We start from the raw sequence: 20625 nt of genomic DNA, 5'->3' as shown, positions 1-20625 counted from the left end.
TTGAATGATTCAATTATTGAATGATTCAAGTTTTATGTTTTAGTATTGAGATGTTAGTATTGAGAATTGAGAAAAGCTCGTTGCTCATTATTAAACCTCAGATTTATTTTTGCTTCTCGATATAATTTTCTGTTTATCTAGACTGCGCTCGATATGACAGAAAATCACTCGAAGTGACGTTTTTTTTTGTATTGAGATGTTAGTATTGAGTATTGAGAAAACTCGTTGCTCATTATTAAACCTCGGATTTATTTTTGCTTCTCGATACGATTTTCTATCGAAAATCACTCGAAGTGACGTTAGTCTGTTTTTTTTTCCCCAAGACCCAAGACCCAAGACCCAAGACCCAATCTAATTTATCATCACCATGGCACCTTTTATAGTGGTTTGTGCTCCGCCTTGTAAAGAAGCTGTCATACTTCCATTTGCGGAATATTCCATTTGCGCCGTTTCTTTAATGTTGAGTCCTTTTATTTGTACATCGCCACCAGAAGATTCAATGTTTACGCCTTGTGTTCCTTTTAGGTTTAAATTCTGAGTTGCTTCAATGGTAATGTCTTTTGGACTTTTTATGGTAATTCCACTATCTGACATGACAATACTGTTGCTATTTTGATCTTTGATGGTAATACTCTTGTCATCATCACTAAAAATGGCGGTATTTTTACTAGGCGTTTCAAGCGTAAGCACTTTATTTTCATCATCAAATTGTATGTTGATTCCAGATTTTGATACAAATGCTTTTATGGTATTTTTTTCATTTGGATCTAAACCGTCAAAAGGTTTGTTTTTTGATGAACTGTACATACTTCCCAGAATGATAGGATATCTCGGATCTTCGTTTAAGAATCCAACAACGACTTCATCGCCAACTTCGGGCATAAAAAATGTACCTGCGCCTGAAGTGGAGTAGAAGTTGGTTAAACGAGCCCATAATCCTTCGCCACTTGGATCAAACAATGGAATGTCAACTAGTATACGATATTGATTATCAGGATCTTCATACATCTTTTTTACCGTTGCATTGAAGAGTCCTTGCGCGCCAGGTAATAATCCTGAAGCTGGCGGTGCCATAACATCTGGTTCTTCTGTAAACCAAATAGGAGACAAGCCAACGGATACTTCTGTTGTCCAGTTTCCGTGTGCAATGACATGATGTACATTAGAAATGATATGATCTCCGTTGAAACGATCGCCCAAACCAGCAAGTGTGATGTATTTAGCAGGATCAACCAAGTTGCTTCCTTGAAATTTTACATCGCCTTGAATTTTTGAATATGCACTTTTTACCAATGCCGCTTTTGACCAATTTGTTAAATCGGCACTTTGAATCGGCGCTGTACTTTGCAATTCATAATCTGACAAACCCACAACTTCCGATAATTTTTTAGAGGATAAGTTTCCTGGTCCTGCATAACTACTTGACGCTTCTCCCGAAGCCGTTTTTTGTTGTGTAAAGTCCCAAGAAGTCGCTTTTGCTGAACCCAATTGCGTTACTGCATCTAGCGAAGCATTAAATTCTAATAAGTTATCTCCGTATGTAATGTTTATTACAGAACTCGTGTCATCATCTGGTTTTAGTACCGAAACTTTTCCGTTGAGTGCCGTAACAATCATTCCGTTTGTTTCTGCGCGTGCTAAAAGAAAATCCCAGTCTGTTGTGTAATATTGTACTTGTTCTGGCCATTCTGTTGTGGTTGCCGTTACAGTAGCCGATAGACCGCTGTAGTTTCCAATGATGGTACTCATGATGTCGCTATCTTTCTTTTTTGCATAGGTTACACTTTTGCGTCCTACGACCATTTTTACAGCCTCATCACGGCATTCTACAATTAAAACTGAACCTTCTGCACCGTGAATTCGGATGCTTTGTTTGGTAACAATTCCTTCAAAAATACTTTCGTTTTTGGTATCGTACCCTGCTTCAATAATAATTTTGTTTCCAGGTACAAACGTAGAAGACGAACTTGCTTCAAATGTTTCCGTAGCAGGACTTCCGTCAATGATGACAATAGTTGCTGTTGAAATTCGGTTGACACCTTTTTCCACATGAATTGATTGCACGTCCATTGTGTCAGGAATAGCACTTCCTTCAGATTTAATTGTAAATGTGACCAATCCGCCACTAGTAATTTCTGTTGCGCTCATTTAGCTTGTTGGTTTTATAATTGGAGGAAATAGTAATTGTTGTCCGCCTTTTAGCTGTCTAAATTTGTTTAAGTCATTGAACTGTGCCACTTGTACATAATAGTAGGGAGAGTTCCACACTTTTTCGGATAGTTGCGGCAAGCTTTCGCCTTCTACAACTTCTACCATATGTGTAATATCTGGTGAGCTTTCGCTGTCTTCTTTGGTACGCTTATCAGCAGAGATATATTTTCCAAAACTCAAGGAAATTTTAGCTCTTAGCGGACTTCCATCAGGTTTGAATAGTGTATAAGTTGTGTCAAATGATTTGAGCACACTGTAAAATACAAGATTGCTTCCCCATTGGATTTTTACAAAGTTTGGTCTGTGAATTTCGCCGTTATAGGTATATACGATGTCTTCTAACGTTTGAATTTCTTTTGATAAATCGGTTCGTTTGTTGTCTACCACTCCAGTACAATCAATAACAATGTCAAAACTGAGATTGTCACTTGGTGTACTTTTGTATTTTTGAGACGTTGAACTTGTATCTATCGGTTGTTGTTCATTGTATTCTATGGTTCGATTCCACTTTATGGATTCTGGATTAATCATTAGATTATATGGATCACCAGACACAGGTTTTTTGAAATCCTCGTCTTGATAACCAGTTATTTTCATATATTCTAAAGCCATAATCGTAATTTATCGTTTATACTTTTCTTTTTTGTGACTTTCAGAAATCATACGTTTGCATGTTTCGAGCAATTCGTTTTTTAAACGTGATAAGTCTTGCTTTTGATGACTTGTCGTTGTATTTCGAGTTACTGATTGTATTTCTGTTTTGATCACTAATTCTCTAATTTCTATCGGCATGAATAATTTTTTTAGACCTATTTGCTATACGCTTTTAACGAAAACTCGCTACTATTTTCCGGAAAAGATGCAACTCACTTTTATATCAAACTTTCGTTATTTACGTGCTTGAACCTACATCAAAATAGTTGTATGCGAGTTCAATGGTTTCGATTAGAATTTCACTTTCTTGTGATTTTAGATCGGAAACGGCATATTTTACTGGATATGCATTGTAAAACGTCCATTTTTTAAGCACTTTTCCTTCGTTGTCTAATAAATTCACAGAGACATCTTTGGTTTGAATAGCGGCTGCTAAGCCATCATCTAACGTACTTGAGCACCATGTTATTAATTTTGATCCTGTTGGAACTATGGCTCTTTTGAGTACCAGATTTTGGCTAGAACTTACGTTGGGCAATCGATATTTGAATCGATTTTCGCCACCGCTTGTTATTTCTTCTATGCCTAGATCTTTACTGATGCCAGATACTTCTTTGAAAGCCGCATCTTCACCTTCAAACGAGAGCGAAAAGTAAAATCCAACAGGATAATCAGTATTAGCCATTTGTAATAATTAGTTGTTCGTGCGCTATTTCTAATGTGTCTACAGCAACTTCGTTTCCATCAGATTTTAAGTCGGTACTTGTAATTTTTGTTGGCCACGCATTGTTGAGCTGCCATTGCATCGTTACTTTTCCAGTTTCATCTAATAGTTTTATGAGTACTGTTCTTCTTTTAATGGTATTCATTGAAATTTCTGCATGCCAATCCCAGAAGGTATTGTCATTTACAAAAACACCACGTTTCATTGTTATGTTTCCATATTTTACAATGCCAGGCATTTTTTCGGTAGAAAATAATGGGCTATTGCTTTTGCGGTATTCAATGATTTGGTTTTCTACGTCCATTCCAGATACTTCTTGAAATGCAACACCTTTAAGTTCAGTTCCTAAGTCTACTTCAAATCGGAACTTTGGCATGGGCCATGTTGCGCCTTGTTTACTTCCATCATCTGCCATAATGTTATATTTTTAGTTTTGTTAATTAATTTTTATTCAGTTTTTGTATTTATTCTAAACGCTTAGCTAGATGTAGCTTGTTGTTGTTGGAATGTTAATACAATAAATTCTGCAGGACGTACAACGGCTACTTTTACCGTAACATTCATAAATCCGTTTAAAATATCATCTGACGTCATTGTAGAACCGAGTCCACATTCAACAGAAAAGGCACTTGCAGCAGTTGCTCCTTGTAAACCTCCTTGTTTCCATATTCCCGTAAGGAAACTACCAATCATCGATTTTACACCTTCCCATGTATTTTTATCGTTTGGTGCAAATACATAAGCTTGCGCCGCTAGTTTACACGATTGTTCTAAGAAATTCATGGTTCTTCTTACCGAAAGGTAGCGCCAATCTTGACTGTTTCCGTCTAAGGTTCTGGCTCCCCAAATAAGAATTCCAAGTCCGTTGAAGAAACGAATTGCATTGATTGATTTACCAGAAACGGCATCAACGTTTAAGTCTCCTTGTTGCGATTCTGATAGTTTTATAGGAAGTGAAGAAGCACCTACCATTGATGTGTTTGCTGGTGCTTGCCAAGGACCAACTTCATTGTCGGTTACTGTAATTACTCCAGCCATTCCTCCACTTGGCGGAAGCATGTTAGCATCACTTAATACATGATTAATGATGGTGCTATACGTTTTACTAGCAGTAATTAGTGAGTTGTTGTATTGGCTTACCGTTAAAGGCGTTCCTGGCGGGTTTTCAATGTTTGATAGAATGGTTTCCACCGTAGGATTTGGATCGGAAGCAGGACTTAGTAATGGTTGCAATTGTTTTACATCGCCACCAAATAAGTTTGTATAGTCAATGTCAGAAGTTTGCATAATGGTTGTTCCTACAAACGGATAGTATGCTGTTCCGTAGTTTAATCCGTTTGCGCCTGTATTGTCACGGAATGTTTCAATGTCATTCGTCCACATGATTGGATCAGGATTTCTTCCTCCGATGATGTCTAAAATAGCAACAGAAGTTTGCATTGTTTCTGCTTGTAACAACATAGAAGCCATCAGTGTTCCGTTGTTTGCTACCGAAAGTAATGTTGCTTCAGGGCAGATGTACATGGTAGGTTCTTGTTCATTTTTCAATAAAGCAAGTCCGTCTGTAAGATCGCCGAGTTGTACATTAGGGTTTACAATTTGGTCGCCTGGTGTCATTCCAGCACCTGAACCTTCTCCGTACGTTCCTACTGATACAATGTATGCGTCTCCTCCACCATTTTCGTAGAATAAGCGAATACTGTTGTATAGATAGTATACCGTATTTGGATCGGGTACAATGGAATAGTACGTGTCGCCGATGAGCATGTAATCGCCTTTTTCGGGTTGACTTTTTTCAGCTACTAAGTAGTACTGTGGACTGTATTGTTTTGCAGGATCTGCCGGTGGTGCAGCATCTGGATAACAAAAGATTGCCTGAAAATCACTGAATGATGTAATTTTCGTAGGTACATTCGTATACGATTTCCCTTCGTACATGGCCTGTGGAGTGTATCCAATGAAAGCAGGAACGGCAGTTGCCACTGGGACAACAGAGTTTCCAAACCCATTTATTTCATTGATATAAACCCCTGGAGATTTAATGGTTGATAAATTCATAAAACATAGTTATTAATTCGTAATAATTTTTATGGTTGTTATATACATATTAGATATAGACATACATTGGTGAAGCAATGGTGCTGTTGTCTAATAGTTGTAAGTTCGATGCATTTGGTATGGGTAATCCTTTGAATATGGTTTCCTTGCGATTGCCAGCTATGGTTTGTTTTGTGTTGATAAGATCAAATTTGTGCTGTGCAATATCTTTTAGTGAGAGCAAAGTTCCTGAGGAAAATAGTATTGCTTTTTGTCCGTTTTGTAACGTGGTTTCTCCTTTATTTGAAAATTGTATTTCTTCCGTACTACTCTGAATCGCTATTTCATGATAGTTTTGATTAGAAGTGTTAATAATGTAATAGTTCCATTGCGTTTCACGAGCAGTGAATTGAATTTGATATGCTAAGTCCGTACCCGTTTTTTGTGCTTGTACAATGTCTTCAAACGTTATTGTTATTTGTAAGATATCGTTTGTGCTTGACTGCGAAATGAATGTTTCTTGTAAAAGTACAGGCGTATTTGTTTGATGTGTATTGGTATACGAAAGCATTCCAATTTCATTTAAGGGAATTTGTGCTGTATAGTTATAAAACGCTTGTTCTGTAGCAGTTCCGTTAAATTTTAAAGCATCTATTCCTGTTACTTGTGTGATGTAGTTTATATACGTTTCAATGGACTGACTAGTTGAAGTGTATATTTGAAAACCATTGGGCATTTTTCGCATTAGTAGGCCATACGTATCCATCATTTTCTTAGTTTCCACACTTGGATGGTAAGCTACAGTTTCGCAACTACCTGATGCAAAATAGCTGTGCATGGTTGTTAGACTGAATAAGGATGTGTAGCTCGTATTCATGATTTTGGATTTGCGGTATTTCGGATACTATCTACTTTGGTTTCAAATCCTTCTATTTCGTCAGAAGCAATTGTGATCATTCGCATTTTGTATATGATTGATGGTTGATATTTGGCGCCAAGTGCTGTCCAAAGGTTTTGCATTTGCATGTAACCATCTCCTTTTTGGAATTCATATTCTAGTCGCTCTATTTCTGTTGGAATGTTAGCATATTTGGTAGCGTCAATGAGTTCATTGGTTTGAAAAAACTGCATCGTGACACTTAAAAATTTTAATGCTTCATTGTAATCATCAAAGTTTGGTGTTACTAACATGTATAGATTGAATCGGTTGGAAACAGGTTTTTTGACATAGTTTCCGTCTGAAACGGTTTCCACTCTGTTGTAAAACTGTTTCGAAGTTTCTTCTTCTACATGAATTAGAGAGAGCACAATATGATTTTTATTCAACTGAGGAATTTTACCATCTTGTTCAATAATTCTGTTGATAACTACAGCATCATCATCTAGGCTAAATTTGTTTTTAACGTATTGATTTAGTGTTTTTGCGGTAAATTGAAATGCTTTTTCAATCATAACTGGTTGTTGGTTAGAAAATCGAGTATGCTAAAATTAGCTATATCAATGCATACACAACTATAATGACCGTATACCATTTATATACATTTTGCGGTTGTAAGTAATTTACCGTAGACAAAACGTAGACAATTGTTTTTACACGTCACAAGTCATATACACATGCATGCGCATGCATCAATTTTGTGGTTCATAATTTTTTTAATTTGTGTTGGCTGAAGATAGCAATACTTCACACTGTAGTAAGATACGAAATAGCAATGATGTTAGTTGAGTTGGTTTGTGTTTAACTCGCAAAGGATTGAATGAACATTCTGAGGTCTTGTTCTTTGTTTAGCACCATTTTTTTCTTTAAGCGGTATTTGTGTGTACGTACACTTTCTTGATTGATGCCTAGTATGAAACGAATGTCTTCATTAGACATGTTCATTTTTAGGTAGCAGCAGTATTTTAGGTCTTTGGACGTTAAACACGGAAATTTAGAAGAAAGCTGCTTTAAAAAGTTAGGATTTATGTTTTCGAAGTACAGTTTAAAATCGTCCCAATGCTTGTTATTGTTGTGCGTCATTTTGATAGAGTTCACAATGGACATTAGTTTTGTTTTTGTGGCAGTATCTACATTGGTATATAATTGTTTGATGCGCTCCTTTATTTTATCAAGCATTTGTTTTTTTTGATCTAACTCTAAAGTATACCGTGTTAAATCGTTATTCTGTTTGCTGTAATTTGTATTGCTTTTTGATTCTTTTTCAGCTTGTAAAAGCTTTAGAATTCCTTTTACATTATTCCCTAAATTGTTGTGTTGTACACCATATTCGTATGAATAAGTAAATATAATATTGTGTTCTTTTAGTTGAATATTTTTGTATTCGTTTCTCTGTCGAAGACAAACTACAGGAGTTTCAAATTCTGGAAAATAGGAATATAGTGAACTTAATACTTGTTGATTGTTTCTAAAACTCAGAATGATGAGTGTAGGTTGTAATGATTTAGAAATTTGTACAATGTCTGACACACGCGTAGCCGTAATAAAGCTATATTTATTTACTTCTTGTAAGCTTTTTATGATAGCTGTTAAAGACGAAGAAGTATCGCTCCCAATAAGTATATTTCTATGCGTAGCCATTATTTTACTATAATTATATCTTACGTTAGTTTTGGTAAGGGAGAACTTTATAAAAGTATAGTTTCAAATGTAATTCAAAAAATGATGCTATAACACGGTAGAAATACTTGATTTTTGACGTTTTAATGTTAATTTTTGGATAAGAAACTTTTCATTCAACAACTTTTCCTGTACTATCTAGCGTTCGTATATTGCGTATTGTATATCCGGTTTCTGTTTTTTGTAGACTGTAAAAACGACTTACAAATGATTCGTTTGTAGGATTGAGTATTGATGCTTCGCAGATCACAGAGCTTTTATCTTTGTTCCCAAACGGGATGGATAGATATAGAAGTATTTCGCCATTGTAAGTTGGTAAAAAATCAGAAAGCTTGTTTTTTCCTTTGCTACTTTTTTTTGCAAAAGCTGTTAAACTATCCGAACTGTACACTTTTATTCCTTTTAATATATTTTTTGAGAGTTGAATTGTGGTGTCTTTATCGCCAAAAAAAGATGTGAATTCAGGAAAGTCAAGATATGTATTGTTTCTTGATGTGTCTAAGACAGCAAGCGTGCTATCTTTTTGGAGTTCAGCGTTGATAATTTCTTTATGTATAGCTGCAATCAGAACGATATTTTGGTCTTTTTTCGTTGCACATGCCGAGAAAATACAGAGTAGTAGTACGAGTACTAGTTTTTTCATGAGGTTGTATGAATTATCTATAAATGTAAAAAGCCTGTAATTTTTACATTACAGGCTTTGTGTACATAACTTAGTGTATGTTTAGTCTTTGCTAATGATAATGAAGTCAGAACGACGGTTTTGTTGGTGTTCTTCGTCAGTACATTTTGTACAGTCAATTAATGGAGAAGATTCTCCTTTTCCTTCACTACTTAGGCGCGTTGCATCAATTCCTTTAGAAATGATATATTGAACTGTCGATTTTGCTCTTCTTTCAGATAATTTTTGATTGTAAGAGGCTGGACCTCTAATATCGGTGTGAGTTTCCACTTTAATTACCATATTAGGATACTTTGTCATTACATTGACAACTTTATCTAACTCAAAAGCAGCATCTTGTCGGATGTTGTGTTTGTCAAAATCAAAATAGATAGGATTTAAAACAATAACATCTTCAATGATTTCTTCAATAGGAGCTAAGGCAATATCAACTCTTCTTTCAGGATTGTCTCCACTATTTACATCAATTTGTTGTGGAACGTATCCTTGAATAGTTGCTTCTATTTGAGAAGATTTGTCACACTCTACTTTGAACGTTACTTTTCCGTCTGCGTCAGTTGTTTTAGTTCCAACGCTGTTTCCTTGATCGTCTGCTAATACTACTTTTGCTCCGCTTAATGCAGCGCCAGTTTCTTTATCTGTAACAGAAATTACGTAGTCAACATCACAAATAGGATTGATAAGTGTTGTTTCATAAATGTCATCACTTCCTTTTCCACCGTCACGGTTTGAAGCGACAAATCCTTTTTTAGCATCTTCATCAAAAGTAAATGAGAAGTCATCTGAATTACTGTTTAAAGGTGTTCCTAAGTTACGAACTGCACCATAAGATGATCCGTTTACTTTAGACGCAAATACATCTAGTCCTCCAATTCCTAAGTGTCCGTCAGATGAGAAGTATAAAGTATTATTGTTACTGATGAATGGGAAAAATTCTCTTCCTTCTGTATTGATGTCTCCACCTAAGTTTTCTGGTTCTCCAAATGATCCGTCGTCATTGATGGCAACTTTATAAATGTCTGATTGTCCAAGTCCACCTGGCATATCAGAAGCAAAATATAGCGTTTTTCCATCAGCACTAACCGTTGGATGTCCTACAGAATACTCGTCATTGTTAAATGGTAACGGTTCTACATTAGACCATTCGCCATCTGACATCGTAGCTTTGTATAGGTTTAGTGTCCCAATACCTTCATCATCCTTTTTAAACTTTCCTTCATAGTAGTTTTCACGAGTGAAATACATCGTTTTCTTGTCTGGAGAAAATGCTAGTGTTCCTTCGTGAAACTTTGTGTTGATATCTTTAGACAAGGCTTGAGCGTTTGACAAATTTCCGTCTCCATCATACGAAGCCATATAGATATCTAAGAAAGGCTGATCATTCCAACCGTATTTTTTTCCTCCATCACGTGTAGCGGTAAAGTACACCATTCCGCCTGATGCTACTGCTCCAAACTCAGAATTAGTTGAGTTAATTTCAGAGTTTTTCACTTCAAACTTGGTTACTTTCGCAAGAATTTGAGGAATATAATTCGGATTTTCATTAAATGCAATGGCTCTTTTATCCGTTGGTTTTGCAGCTGCAAACTTAGCCATGTATTCGTTGTGTTCTTTGTATTTACCATTCGCTTTTAGCATTTGTGCATATTTGAAATATACATCAGCACTTGTACTTCCTTCGGTGATGGCTTGGTTGTACCAACGCTCAGCGTCTTTGGTTTGAAATAAGTTGTAATAACAGTTAGCTAGTTGTTCGTATACGTAAGCATCAGCATCGTCAATAGCGATTTCTAAATATTCCTCAGCCGCTTTTACGTATTCAAGTCTGTTATAGAGCTTGTCAGCTTTTTTGGTTCTGTCGTTCTGCGCAAAAACGTTTGAAGTTGCTAGAACGAGAATTAATATTAGTATTTTTTTCATTTTTTTGGCGAGTTAGGTTAGAAATATCTAGGCGAACGAGAAATTTTTCTTGGGAAGTATAAATCAAATAATAAGAATACTTCGTGAGAAGCATTGGCTACAGAAGAAATTTCTGAAGTTACTGCATCATAGGCATAACCTATACGTAATCTCGGGTTAATCGCAAAGTTGACCATTCCACTAAAAGAATCATCTAAACGGTAAGAAGCTCCAATTTCAAATTTTTCATAAAATAGGGCATTCATGTTGAGGTCAAACGAAGTTGGCGCATCAAATGCCGATTTTACTAAAAATGAAGGTTTCAGTTTTGTATTTGGTGTTACCTGAAATACATAACCACCAGTTAAGAAATAGTGCGATATTTCCGAACCATAGCTTCTTCCATTAACATCTAAATGTTTTCCTTTTAAAAAGTTAGGTACTGATAAGGCTAAGTAATAATTATCAGTATAGTAAAATAAACCAGCTCCTAAGTTGAATGTAGTTTCACTCACGTTGCTAGAAAATGCTTCATCTCCTGCATCGATGAGCGTAGGATCTACAAGGTCTAATAGTCCGATATCGTGAAACGTTAGTCCTCCTTTTAATCCAAAGGCTAATTTATGTGCGCCTCCTAAATTTAAAGTGTATGCAAAATCAGCATAGGTGTTTGTTTCTTTTACAGGTCCTATTTGGTCAGATATTAATGATAATCCTAGACCAACATTTTTACCGACTGGCGAATGCCCAAAGAACGTAAGTGTTCTTGGGGCACCGTCAAATCCGGTCCATTGATTTCTGTATAGTGCACCTAAAGATATTCCTTCTCTAGAACCTGCATACGCAGGGTTTATAACTGCCATATTGTACATGTATTGCGTATACTGTGGATCTTGTTGCGCAAATGATGGCAGCGTAAAAAGTAATATAAATAGTGCGATATATATGTTCTTCATGATATGATATTATTTATAGTATAGAGTTAGTTTTTACGTATGTGGACATCTTATTTGTTTAGATAAATCCATCCGTTTTTAGATTGTCCATTTTCAAGTGTTAATACGTAAAAATAAGTTCCTACAGGCAATGCATCATCTTCATTTGTCTGACCATACCATTCGTCTACATAATTTTGTTTCTTATATATTGAGCGTCCATGAGAGTTGAAAATTTCTAACTGCTGTACTCTAAATGCAGCTAAATTCCAATTGTCATTTAGTCCGTCTCCGTTTGGTGAAATACCTCTTGGGAATGAACACATAGAGTTTACTACAGTGAATGATTTCATACTTACGCATCCATCAGGAGTTGTAATTGAAACGGTGTATTCTCCATCGTCAGTTGCAATGAATTGCGAACCAGTGTTATTCGTTGAAGATCCTCCAGACCATTCATACGTTACGGTAGCTGGATCATACGAGCCATTTAGCGGTGTAACTGTCATGGTGTATTCGTCATTGATACATTCTCCTTCAATAGCGATATCAGAAGGATCAATAATCTCTAATACTTCAATGTCAAATGGTCCTGTTGTGAAACATCCTGTCGTATTATTTTGAATACGAACATATAATGTTTGCGTATCAGGCGTTGTATTTACATATGCAGTTGGATCTGCTAACATACCTGTACCAGCATCTGCATCAGCAAGTGTTTCGTAGTAAGAAACAGAAACGTCTAATTGTGTTCCAATAACTTCCGCATCTTGTGCTGAAAGATCGAATTCTGTAATTCCATCAAAGTCATCATCACAAGCTTCAATTACGATTGTATTCGCAATTTCAGGATTTGACTCAACAGTTACTGTCATATCATCTGTTAGTGTTACCAATGTTCCATCAACAAGTGCATAGGTAATAGATGCGGTATATGTTGTTGTTTCCGTTGGTGATACGGTAATATCAGTATTATTACTGATGACATTTCCATTTTCATCTAACCACTCAAATGTGTAGTTTGGATTTCCTTCTGGAACAAATCTCCATAATTCTTGTTGTGTTACTGCCCAAGCACCAGTATTTCTTCCTGGTGGCGAATATCCAACACTACCTGCTCCATTTTGAATACCTACAACTGCCAATCCTTGATTCCATGTTGTACAAACTGGTTTTTCAATTAATAATACATCAATCACGTTAGACGATTCGTGTAAAATGATTTGCTGTGTCGTTAACAAGTTGTTACATGCCGCAGAGAAATGTGGAATTTCAAAGAACGTTACTTTAAATTGTCTTTCTGGCGCCGAGCCAACTACTGCATATTCTATGTAGTGGTTACCTGCAACACTTGGATCAATATCATGATATGCACCATGAATTGCATTGGTAGGCATGTTTGCTGTTGGTATTAAATCTGCCGCATTAATGTTCCATGGACAGAAGTTTCCAGCATCAGAAATATCAAATGAAACGAGTCCATTTGCTCCAATAATTACTTGTGTATATGTATTTCCAAAATATTGGAATTCAAAATCTAAGTTGATCGCTGAAGACCATCTATCATCTAATGTAATAGATGTTGGTAATCCAGTTAAGTTATCAGGAGGACATTGTAATCCTGTAATTCCGTACGTACTTGTATCAGTTGTAATTGCACTTGTCATGAAAGTAGCAGATAAATCTGTTGACGTTTCATCACATGTTTGTAACTGATCGTATCCTGCATTTATAATTCCACAGGCTTGGTCTGGACAGAATGCTTGTGTTTGTGGGTTACTTGTCAATACACAGTTTGTATCATCTGTATCTGCTACAGTAAATACTACTTGTGTAGCATTTGGATACGGTCCAAATGTATAAATTCCAGTAGCAGAAACTACTTGTGGTGCACTACCAAAATCATCTGTAATTGTAATAGTAGCGGCATCTCCTGTATCTAGTATTTCTACATCTACTAAGAATTGATCTCCCATTGCACAATCATCAACAATTGTATAGGAAGCAGTTGGTCTAAAACATGTTAAACATCTTACTGACCATTCCCATGGAACTCCTGTTCCAGAAGCACAACTAGTAAATCCATCACTAATAACTTCTATGTATAAGTTTCCAAGACTAGATGTGATTGTCAAACCAGCAAGGTCACCAGCATTATTTCCAGAATATAGTACAGGGAATGTATTGTCTGAACCATCATATATAATGATAATATCATCATCATCTAAAATTGTTCCTGCTGTAAAATTCAATTCTAATGGGAAACCATTATCAGATGTAAACAAGAAGGTATTGTCATCATTGTTTGTATAACAGTGATTCACATTTACAGGACCATTAGCACAAACTAAGTTAAATACTTGGTTTGGATCTGGGCGTGTCGTGAAGCTTTCTTCAACACATCCAGATGCTAGTCCATTTCCGTTATATCCAAGGATAGTCACATAATATGTTGTATCATATACTAAATCTCCTAGAGCATATGTATTAACATTTCCAACATCTAATCCGTTTACGATATCATTTCCACCTGGTGTTGTACCTACAGTTAAGATGTATCCAGCAGGAGAACCAATTGCATTCCCCCAAGTGATTACACCACCTATAATATCAACAGCGGTATCGCCATCTTGTGGACTAATTAAGCTAACACAAGTTGGAGGTGCAGTAGGATCAACACAAGCAACTGTGAAATCCCAAGGTGTAAATCCTGATGATTGACATCCAATCGTAAAGTCAGAACTAATTGATACGGTTATTGAAGAACCTGAAGATTGGAAAAACAATCCTGCTAAGTCTCCAGCATTTCCGTAATCATTATATATTACTGTTCCGTCGGAGTCTGTTATGATTAATTCATCCCAGTTATTTTCTACTTGTCCTGCATTAAATATTACAGCAAGTGTAGAGGTTGCGTCAGAACTAAAGAAAGTAAATGAAGTATTGTCATTATTTGTATAACAATAAGTAGTATTTACAGGTGCTCCATTACAGTCTACACCAATACCAGTTGTAAATGTTATAGGACCTGTCCAAACACTTACGTCTCCAGGACCACAAATAGCTCTTATATATACTTCATAATCTGTTTCAGACATTAAACCACCAACCGAAACTGGATTGGTTGTCGTAGAAGTACCTGCACCTGTTGGAATTCCTGTTCCAGCTGGTTGTACAACATATTCCCACTCTGTTTCGCCACTATTGGCTAACCAGTTTAAGTCAACATTACTGTTTGTAATATTTGTAGCGGTTAAGTTACTTGGAGCAACACAGAAAGATCCACATGCTTCAACACGTACGAAGTCAATAGATAAATCTCCTTCAAATCCGCCACCTGATCCACCATAACTAAATTCTAGGTAGATCGTTTGTCCTAAATAAGCAGTTAAGTCAACTCCTACAGGAACCCAAGCATCGGTATCATCAGTCTGTAATTCTCCAGACCAAGTATATAAAGTGGTAAAAGGACCTGTTGGAGAAGTTCCAACATTTACGTTTAGTGTTCCTATATCTTCACCAAATGCATGTAGATAGAATGATAATTCTGCACCATCTACGGCAGGTGTTAAATCAATTGCAGGACTAATCGCTGAAGCAATATCAGAAGAGTTTCCTGATGCTTCATATTCTAAGTGAGTTCCTCCACTAAAAGAAGCAGAAGGACCTGTTCCTCCAGAGTTTACACCTCCAGCAGTAATATCCCAGTTTCCGTTACTTCCATCAAAACCTGTACCTGTCCAACCTGATGGTGGATCATCGTCAAAATCTTCAGTGAATATAAAAGAAGAAGCACCTGTAGTACATGTTACTCCAACTGGAGCTTGTGGTAAAGTCAAAATGTTTATTGGACCTGCCCAAACACTTTCGACTCCAGGGCCACAAATAGCTCTTACATATATTTCATAAGCCGTGCTAGAAGTTAATCCTGTTGCTGTAACTGGATTTGTTGTTGTAGAAGTACCAGCACCTGTTGGAACACCTGTTCCAGGAGGTTGTATAACATATTCCCACTCCGTTTCGCCACTATTGGCTAACCAGTTTATATCAGCACTTGTATCAACAACATTGGAAGCTGTTAAGCTACTCGGTGCTATACAGAAAGATCCACATGCTTCAACACGTACGAAGTCAATTGATAAATCTCCTTCGAAACCTGCACCTGTTCCACCGTAGCTAAATTCTACGTAAATAGTTTGTCCTAAATAGGCAGCTAAGTCAATTCCTACTGGAACCCAAGCTTCTGTATCAGTAGCTTGTAAATCGCCAGTCCAAGAATATACATTTGTAAATGGACCTGTTGGAGAAGTTCCAACATTTACATTTAATGTTCCAATATCTTCACCAAATGCGTGTAGATAGAATGATAATTCTGCACCGTCTACAGCAGGTGTTAAGTCAATTGCTGGACTAATCGCAGAAGCAATCGTAGAAGAGTTTCCTGATGCTTCATACTCTAAGTGAGTTCCTCCACTAAAAGAAGCAGAAGGACCTGTTCCTCCAGAGTTTATGCCTCCGGCAGTAATATCCCAGTTTCCGTTACTTCCGTCAAAACCTGTACCTGTCCAACCTGATGGTGGATCATCGTCAAAATCTTCAGTAAATATAAAAGAAGAAGTTCCTGTAGTACACGTAACACCAACTGGTGCTGGTGGAGGTAAGTTTAATGTTGTAAAGTTAATAGGACCGATCCAGTTACTGAATCCGTCTACGACGCCACAATCAGCTCTTACATATACTTCATACGCTGTACTTGCGCTTAATCCTGTAGCAAGGTAAGGAGCATTGGCAGTTACGCCAGTTCCTGCAGCTGTTGGAACACCAGTTCCTGCGTTTTGGATAGCAACTTCCCAAGCAGTTTCGCCACTATTGGCGTCCCAGCTTAGTTCAACAGTTGTAGCTGTAACATTTGCAGATGTTAAGTTTGAAATGTCAAAACAAGAAGGAGGAAGCGATGATACAATTGTCGGAGCGTCAAAACAGAAACCCCATTGCCAACCATCGGCATCATCAAATGCCAATCGGTATTGAAAACCAGATTGTTGTGTTGCTGTAAATCCTGAAATATCTAAAGGATCACTCGAAAATGAATCTCTTGTTCCACTACAAAAGTCTCCAAGAGGTTGGTCTGCGCTAGGGCCAAACACTTGCCAGACTACCCAAGCAGCTGCATCAGCATCCCAGTATTCTAGGTTTAGCGAGCCTCCTAAGTCATTGTAGGTGTAGTCAACATTGACATTAAGCCATGTTTCTCCAGCGGTAAAAGCTGCTGAAATGTCTATAACTGGTGATTCTGCGGCAATGTCATTATTGTTGCCATTACCTGCATCATCATCGTCAAAAGCGAAGTTTCCTGTTAGTGTTGGATCTGCTTCAAATGCGTTCGGATCTGTATTATATGTACCTGTAACTGACCAGTTTGTGTTTGGCCAACTCGCGGGTTGATTTAATACTTGTGCATATGAAAACGTGTAAAATAACGTTGCCATACATAGCAATGTAATTTTTTTCATAAAAAAGTTGGTTAATAGTTAGTAGCCCTAAAAATAGTAAAAAAAAGTAAACTTAACTTTACTTTAACATTTAAGTTGCGAAAAATGCGCCTTATTGGTTAAATTTTAATTTTATATATACAGGAAAGTGATCGCTGTAGCCACCTAGGTATTTTCTCCCAGAGTAGGTTCTAAAAGGAGTTCCTTCGTATCTTCCTTTCCAATTGGTCAGAAAATGATCGTCAAAAATATCTGCCGACGCAAAGCTGTGTGTCCCTTTTTTGTAATTGAAGAAGTTTGTAGAGAAAATAATTTGATCAAATAGGTTCCATTCGCCTCTATAATTAAGACTTCCTTTGTAGATTGTTAATAGCTTTTCCATCGGATTGTATAAATCAGCCCGCATTAAGTGTTTTTGTATGCTATCATCAGTTGGATTGTCATTAAAATCACCCATAACAATAATATGCGGATCAAATTCTGTATCCTGAATGGTTTCTATTTTTTTACGAACTACTTGTGCTGCTTCAATGCGTTTGTGAGCAGTTTCCGCCGAACCATCTCTACGAGACGACCAATGATTTACAAAAACATGAATGTCTTCTCCATGCATTACACCTTTTACATACAACGTATCTCTGGTATAATCACGTACGCCTTCTTCATTATATAATAATATAGGGATCGATTCGGAATGGATAACTTGAAAATGTCCTTTTTGATATACTAAGCCAACATCAATTCCTCGTTCGTCAGGCGAATCGTAATGAACAATGTCATAATCAAACGCGCGGAGTTTTTCAGAATGCACTAAATCGGTCAATACTTTTTTGTTTTCTACCTCAGCAACACCAATAATTACAGGAGCATTTCCTGTTTCATCGGTACCTAAGCTAGCAATAGCAGTACTTAGTTTGTAGAGTTTCTTTTCATAACGTTTTGGAGTCCAATTCCGATCTGCTTCAGGCAAAAAATCATTATCCAACACATTTTCATCATCAACAGTATCAAATAAGTTTTCTAGATTGTAAAATGCAACCGTATGATAGGATTGTTTTGTGTTGTTTTTCTCCATATTATATGTAAAAGTCCTTTATAAGACATAAATGTACTAAAATCAATAAAGGAATTGCGTAACTTTGCTTTTTATTTTATTTATGTTAGAAAAGAAAACTATTGCGTACGAACGCGCTGTACTTGTAGGAGTGATTACAAAAGAACAAGACGAAACCAAATCGAAAGAATATTTGGACGAGCTTGAGTTTTTGACGTATACTGCTGGCGGCGAAGTCGTAAAACGATTTACACAGAAGATGGAAATTCCAAATCCGAAAACATTTATTGGAACAGGAAAAATGGAAGAGGTGGAGCAGTTTGTGAAAACAAATGATATTGGTTCGGTTATTTTTGATGACGAATTATCGCCTTCACAACAAAAGAATATTGAGCGTTTGTTGAAATGTAAAATTATTGATCGTACAGGATTGATTTTAGATATTTTTGCACAGCGTGCACAAACGAGTTATGCGCGTACACAAGTAGAACTGGCACAATACCAATATTTATTACCACGATTGACAGGTTTATGGACACACTTGGAGCGTCAACGAGGTGGAATTGGAATGCGTGGACCTGGAGAAACAGAAATTGAAACGGACAGACGTATTGTACGTGATAAAATTTCGTTGCTTCGTAAAAAAATGGTTACCATTGATAAGCAAATGGCGGTTCAGCGTGGAAATAGAGGAGCATTGATTCGTGTAGCGTTGGTAGGATATACCAATGTTGGGAAATCGACCTTGATGAATGTAATTAGTAAAAGTGATGTATTTGCTGAAAACAAACTTTTTGCCACTTTAGATACTACGGTTCGTAAAGTTGTTATTGGAAATTTACCTTTTTTGTTGAGTGATACCGTAGGATTTATTCGAAAATTGCCGACACAATTGGTAGATTCATTCAAAAGTACTTTGGATGAAGTGCGTGAAGCAGATTTATTATTGCATGTTGTAGATATTTCGCATCCTAATTTTGAAGATCATATTGCTTCGGTTAATAAAATTTTAGGAGAAATAAAAAGTGCCGATAAACCAACAGTAATGGTGTTCAATAAAATTGATGCGTATAGTCATGAAACTATTGATAGTGACGATTTGGTTACTGAAAAAACCAAAGCGCATTATACTTTAGACGATTGGAAACGAACGTGGATGAATGCCATGGGCGAAAACGCCTTATTTATTTCTGCCATTAACAAAGAAAACATAGACGAGTTCAAACGTAAAGTATATACAGTGGTTCGTGAAATACACGTAACTCGCTTTCCTTACAACAACTTTTTGTATCCTGATTATGAAGAGTTGGACTCTTAATTACCGTCTTATTTCATAAAAGAATAGCGAATAGTAGATACTGTTCGCTATTTTTTTTAAATTTATGTCAAAATTAGGTCATTCTAATTGCGTATATATTCCCCTTAAAACTTTTAATACTGTTGCATTGCTGTGTTTTTGTTGTTACAAAAGCATTGCACATGTGTACGTGGAATCCGAAAAACGTAAGAGTAGGAGCAATATTAAAATAAAGTAACATGAAAAAAAGTTTGCAAAAATTAACCTTGCACAAAAGTGCTATTTCAAATTTGAGTCAATTAATTAAAGGAGGATTTAGAAGAGCTAATGATACGTTTCCAACCAATGATCCTACAGCAAATACAGGATGTTTTGATTGCTCAGTAACTTATTAATTTAATAACCAAAACCATATACTTATGAAAAAAAGTTTCAACAAATTAACACTCAACAAAAAGTCAGTTTCAGATTTATCAACTACAATTAAAGGAGGACTTAGAAGACAAGAAGATACATTTGACACCTTTACTACAGGACCAGGTGGTCCAACAGCATTGACAATGTGTTTTATATGTCCACCTGATACGTTATAGGGTACAAACAATACGTGGTATCCGAAAAACGTACGAGTAGGAACTAATTAAGAAAACTTAGTCATATGAAACAAAGTCTTAAAAAGCTGGAACTGAATAAGAAATCAGTTTCCAATTTATCTCAAAAAATTAAAGGAGGAATAGCAGATACTATCAAAACAATTGATACTATTTTAACGACGACAGATCCAACACTTCAAACAATGTGTTATCACTGTCCACCAAGACGAGATTTTTAAAAATATATTTTAAAACGGATAAAGCGGCTGCCTGAAAAGTATAAAAACGTCATTCTGAATCATGTGCTGAACTTGATTCAGTATCAATTCAGAATTTCAGACAGCCTCTTTTTTATATTATAATTTATTTAATTTTCTCTCATCACTACAATCCTTCTTCTTGCTTCAAAAAGCTAGAAACTGTTTCGCCT

General features: G+C 36.4%; 18 protein-coding genes. 4 read left to right on the top strand and 14 right to left on the bottom strand.

All coding sequences use genetic code 11. From position 1 onward, the window contains the following. Positions 1–351 precede the first annotated feature (351 nt). The 14 genes from vgrG to AA089_RS05140 all read right to left on the bottom strand — a co-directional run bounded on the left by vgrG (position 352) and on the right by AA089_RS05140 (position 18326). On the bottom strand, positions 352–2148 hold the full coding sequence (gene vgrG / locus AA089_RS05200; protein ID WP_046755875.1) for a type VI secretion system tip protein VgrG: 1797 nt from the start codon (positions 2146–2148) through the stop codon (positions 352–354). Further along, entirely contained in the window at positions 2149–2823 is a 675-nt protein-coding gene (locus AA089_RS05195; RefSeq protein WP_082113202.1) for a CIS tube protein, read from the bottom strand. Between the two features lie 9 nt (positions 2824–2832). Then, complete coding sequence (locus AA089_RS24575; protein ID WP_156168908.1) at positions 2833–3003, bottom strand: DUF5908 family protein; 171 nt, start codon at positions 3001–3003, stop codon at positions 2833–2835. Positions 3004–3103: 100 nt separating this feature from the next. Next, positions 3104–3550 (bottom strand): phage tail protein, encoded by a 447-nt coding sequence (locus AA089_RS05190; protein WP_046755874.1) that lies wholly within the window; start codon positions 3548–3550, stop codon positions 3104–3106. Then, complete coding sequence (locus AA089_RS05185; RefSeq protein ID WP_046755873.1) at positions 3543–4004, bottom strand: phage tail protein; 462 nt, start codon at positions 4002–4004, stop codon at positions 3543–3545. The genes AA089_RS05190 and AA089_RS05185 overlap by 8 nt, the downstream gene beginning before the upstream one ends. Before the next feature lie 62 nt (positions 4005–4066). After that, positions 4067–5647 carry a phage tail sheath family protein gene (locus AA089_RS05180; protein ID WP_046755872.1) on the bottom strand — a complete coding sequence of 527 codons (1581 nt, stop codon included), beginning with the start codon at positions 5645–5647 and terminating at the stop codon, positions 4067–4069. A 49-nt stretch (positions 5648–5696) separates the two neighbouring features. Continuing rightward, complete coding sequence (locus AA089_RS05175; protein WP_046755871.1) at positions 5697–6503, bottom strand: hypothetical protein; 807 nt, start codon at positions 6501–6503, stop codon at positions 5697–5699. Further along, complete coding sequence (locus AA089_RS05170; RefSeq protein WP_046755870.1) at positions 6500–7078, bottom strand: DUF4255 domain-containing protein; 579 nt, start codon at positions 7076–7078, stop codon at positions 6500–6502. Before AA089_RS05170 ends, AA089_RS05175 begins: the two co-directional genes overlap by 4 nt. Before the next feature lie 286 nt (positions 7079–7364). Next, the gene (locus AA089_RS05165; RefSeq protein ID WP_046755869.1) at positions 7365–8204 is read right to left on the bottom strand and encodes a helix-turn-helix transcriptional regulator; all 840 of its coding nucleotides are present in this window, start codon (positions 8202–8204) and stop codon (positions 7365–7367) included. 151 nt (positions 8205–8355) lie between these two features. Continuing rightward, positions 8356–8886, bottom strand: a complete 531-nt coding sequence (locus tag AA089_RS05160) for a hypothetical protein (RefSeq protein WP_046755868.1) — start codon at positions 8884–8886, stop codon at positions 8356–8358. A gap of 81 nt (positions 8887–8967) precedes the next feature. Beyond that, entirely contained in the window at positions 8968–10845 is a 1878-nt protein-coding gene (locus AA089_RS05155; protein ID WP_046755867.1) for an OmpA family protein, read from the bottom strand. A 17-nt stretch (positions 10846–10862) separates the two neighbouring features. Further along, the gene (locus AA089_RS05150; protein WP_046755866.1) at positions 10863–11780 is read right to left on the bottom strand and encodes a PorP/SprF family type IX secretion system membrane protein; all 918 of its coding nucleotides are present in this window, start codon (positions 11778–11780) and stop codon (positions 10863–10865) included. A gap of 50 nt (positions 11781–11830) precedes the next feature. Then, on the bottom strand, positions 11831–17272 hold the full coding sequence (locus AA089_RS05145; RefSeq protein ID WP_082113201.1) for a fibronectin type III domain-containing protein: 5442 nt from the start codon (positions 17270–17272) through the stop codon (positions 11831–11833). 91 nt (positions 17273–17363) lie between these two features. Next, positions 17364–18326: an endonuclease/exonuclease/phosphatase family protein gene (locus tag AA089_RS05140; RefSeq protein WP_046755864.1), complete on the bottom strand. Its 963-nt coding sequence runs from the start codon at positions 18324–18326 to the stop codon at positions 17364–17366. Between the two features lie 82 nt (positions 18327–18408). Between AA089_RS05140 and hflX the strand changes: the two genes are divergently transcribed. The 4 genes from hflX to AA089_RS25430 all read left to right on the top strand — a co-directional run bounded on the left by hflX (position 18409) and on the right by AA089_RS25430 (position 20434). After that, positions 18409–19623 carry a GTPase HflX gene (gene hflX / locus AA089_RS05135; protein ID WP_046755863.1) on the top strand — a complete coding sequence of 405 codons (1215 nt, stop codon included), beginning with the start codon at positions 18409–18411 and terminating at the stop codon, positions 19621–19623. 218 nt (positions 19624–19841) lie between these two features. Beyond that, positions 19842–19997, top strand: a complete 156-nt coding sequence (locus tag AA089_RS25440; RefSeq protein ID WP_173427048.1) for a hypothetical protein — start codon at positions 19842–19844, stop codon at positions 19995–19997. 24 nt (positions 19998–20021) lie between these two features. After that, entirely contained in the window at positions 20022–20195 is a 174-nt protein-coding gene (locus AA089_RS25435; RefSeq protein WP_173427047.1) for a hypothetical protein, read from the top strand. A 65-nt stretch (positions 20196–20260) separates the two neighbouring features. Beyond that, positions 20261–20434 (top strand): hypothetical protein, encoded by a 174-nt coding sequence (locus AA089_RS25430; RefSeq protein WP_173427046.1) that lies wholly within the window; start codon positions 20261–20263, stop codon positions 20432–20434. Positions 20435–20625: the final 191 nt, after the last annotated feature.

It is taken from the genome of Kordia jejudonensis (genome assembly GCF_001005315.1).
Lineage (GTDB): Bacteria > Bacteroidota > Bacteroidia > Flavobacteriales > Flavobacteriaceae > Kordia > Kordia jejudonensis.
Note: the sequence above shows the minus strand (reverse complement) of the source record. Positions and strands in the feature narration are given on the sequence as shown.